Origin of the sequence: Chryseobacterium sp. YIM B08800 (genome assembly GCF_026163565.1) — a bacterium.
Lineage (GTDB): Bacteria > Bacteroidota > Bacteroidia > Flavobacteriales > Weeksellaceae > Chryseobacterium.
In genome coordinates, this window is record NZ_JAPDKN010000106.1 from 1 (window position 1) to 2,270 (window position 2,270).

The 2,270-nt window shown below is 29.7% G+C and carries 1 protein-coding gene and 1 pseudogene; both read right to left on the reverse strand.

What is annotated here, in order from left to right; translation table 11 throughout:
- Window positions 1–153 precede the first annotated feature (153 nt).
- Window positions 154–1,962: a T9SS type A sorting domain-containing protein gene (locus tag OEW74_RS19480; protein WP_265430065.1), complete on the reverse strand. Its 1,809-nt coding sequence runs from the start codon at window positions 1,960–1,962 to the stop codon at window positions 154–156.
- Between the two features lie 4 nt (window positions 1,963–1,966).
- Window positions 1,967–2,270, reverse strand: a pseudogene (locus tag OEW74_RS19485) (hypothetical protein); the annotation flags it as partial.

The window sequence follows — 2,270 nt, forward strand, 5'->3', positions numbered from 1 at the left end:
TAAGATTTTTTTCATAGTATTAAATTTTATTTTTTATTAATTTTAATTTTTTATTCTATAAAACTAATTTTTTCAATTTTTGCAAAAGTTTAATTTTATAAATAATATTTTTTAGAATTAAAAGGCTCAAATATTGTTGAGCCTTTGATGTTTTTACTTTACGATGACCTTTTTAGTAATTGTTTTGTTGCTGATATTAATATTTAATAAGTAAGTTGTTTTAGGTAACCCCTGAACATTTACCTTATTAGAGCTTCCTTTTAGAATACTTCTTCCTGAAATGTCAAGCAATTCCCAAGAATTTATTTTTTCATTTCCTGAATCTATATTGATAAATGTGGAAGCTGGATTGGGTGAGATTTTAAGATCAGAAGTCTGAACTTTAGTTTCTTTAAAAATATTATTTATAGATGTATTACTATTTCTAGCAAAGTTTGTGATAATCCCATCGCATCGCCCTATGTAAGCATGAAATAAACTATTTTCTGTTGCTCTAACATAAAACCCGGGAAGTAAAGTTACGTTATTCCCTGCTTTATAATTAACCGTTAAACCATCATTAATTGTAGATGAAGCAGTAATTGATTGACCTGCTTGGAAATTTTGAGAAGTTATTACTGGATAATCTATATTTTGATTATCGGGGCAAGAATTTAAACTAGGTATTAGTTGAGGAAATGAAAAACCATTTTTTGTTCCTTGTTGAGGTGTTATATAACTTAGCGGATTGATAGATGGATTCCATATGTTTGGATTATTGATAACACTCCAATTGTATGAGATAGAAGATCCGGTATTATTGGGAGTATAACCAAAACTTACTATTCTATATCCATATCCGTTAGTGTCAATAGCTTTGGTGTTTTGTATTAAATAAATCTTTCCATCAAATGATCTTTGCATACTTGCTGTGCGACTCCCAGATTCTAAAGGATAAGTATAGCTTTGTGTAGAATTATTATAGCCAATTAATGCTGCTGTAGAAATGTTATACATAATTATTCCTGACTTTTGTACGCCGCAACAAAGGAAACTTTCTCCGGCTGTAAAATATATTATATTGCTATCAGAAGAAAACTCTGCACTATTAGGTATATTATTAGAATCAAAATAATAATAATTAGGAGCTATATTTATTTGATTACTTACGATTCCTGTAGCATTGTTAAAGTTTGATAAAAATACCCCACCTATAGATATTGCATTTACTCTCGTTAATAATTTTTTTCCATCTGGAGAAATTTTAAAGAAGTTACCGTATTTATTAGCGATACTGCTGATAGGTGTTGTGTTCAAACCGTTAGAATCTAATTTATAAGATAAAAAATTACCATTATTAGCAGTTACAATCCAGTAAGAATTCCCATCGCTTGCCACTGTTGATGTTAAGGCATTGGTAGTCGAGTTGCTAAATAGAATATTGTTTTTTGAAGTTACTGCTCCTAATCCTCCGTCTAATGTCATATCAACAATAGCGTACCTCAGTCCATAATTAGTTGTAGGATTGGGTGTTGAAAAAAAGTCTTGATCTCTCATATCTCTGTCACCATTAATATAAAACACATAATATAATGATGCAGAGTTTGGAACTGGAACTATAATCGAAGATTGATCTGAGGGATTGCCATAATAATCGTATGGATAAACAAGGGATGTACCAAATAAATTATTTCCATTTGTCATAACCACACCATTTTTATTGTAAATTTTATATCCATCACTATAAAAAAGTAATTCACCAGTGTTTTTATCACTAATAACAGAACTCACATATCTTATTATAGAACCTTGAATCCCAGCGTTAGAAGATAAGTTTGTTGTATGTGTAAATCCATTTGGTGATGAGTTATCAAACTTCCATTTGTTATTGCCAAATAACCAGTTGTCATTTTCATGCTGTGCAAAAAGAAGGTTGCTTCCAAAGCTTAGCATGATGAGGAATAAATAATATCTAATTTTCATATTGTTATCTTTTTTGTTTTTCTAAAGCTTCAATTCTCTTCTGCTGTTCTTTAATCAACTTATTTTGCTCAATTGTATAGAGAGTTAATTCTTCAATTTTCTGCAAAAGTTTAATTTGAAATTCACCCACATTTACTCCTTCTTTTTCCATTTGTTTAGCAGAAGCAATTTCAGGAAGATGTTTTTTCTCTTTAATGTGTTTTTCAATATCTTCTAATTTTGGAAGGTCATAATCTTCTGCGAATACAAAGTCAGCAGTTGGAGTAAGAGTTACTTTTATTTCTTTAGCTTCAAGTTTTCCTTGAACC

Bases quoted from the DNA above. Each gene is read 5' to 3' on its own strand.
- OEW74_RS19480 (WP_265430065.1), bottom strand. From the start codon at position 1,962: ATGAAAATTAGATATTATTTATTCCTCATCATGCTAAGCTTTGGAAGC.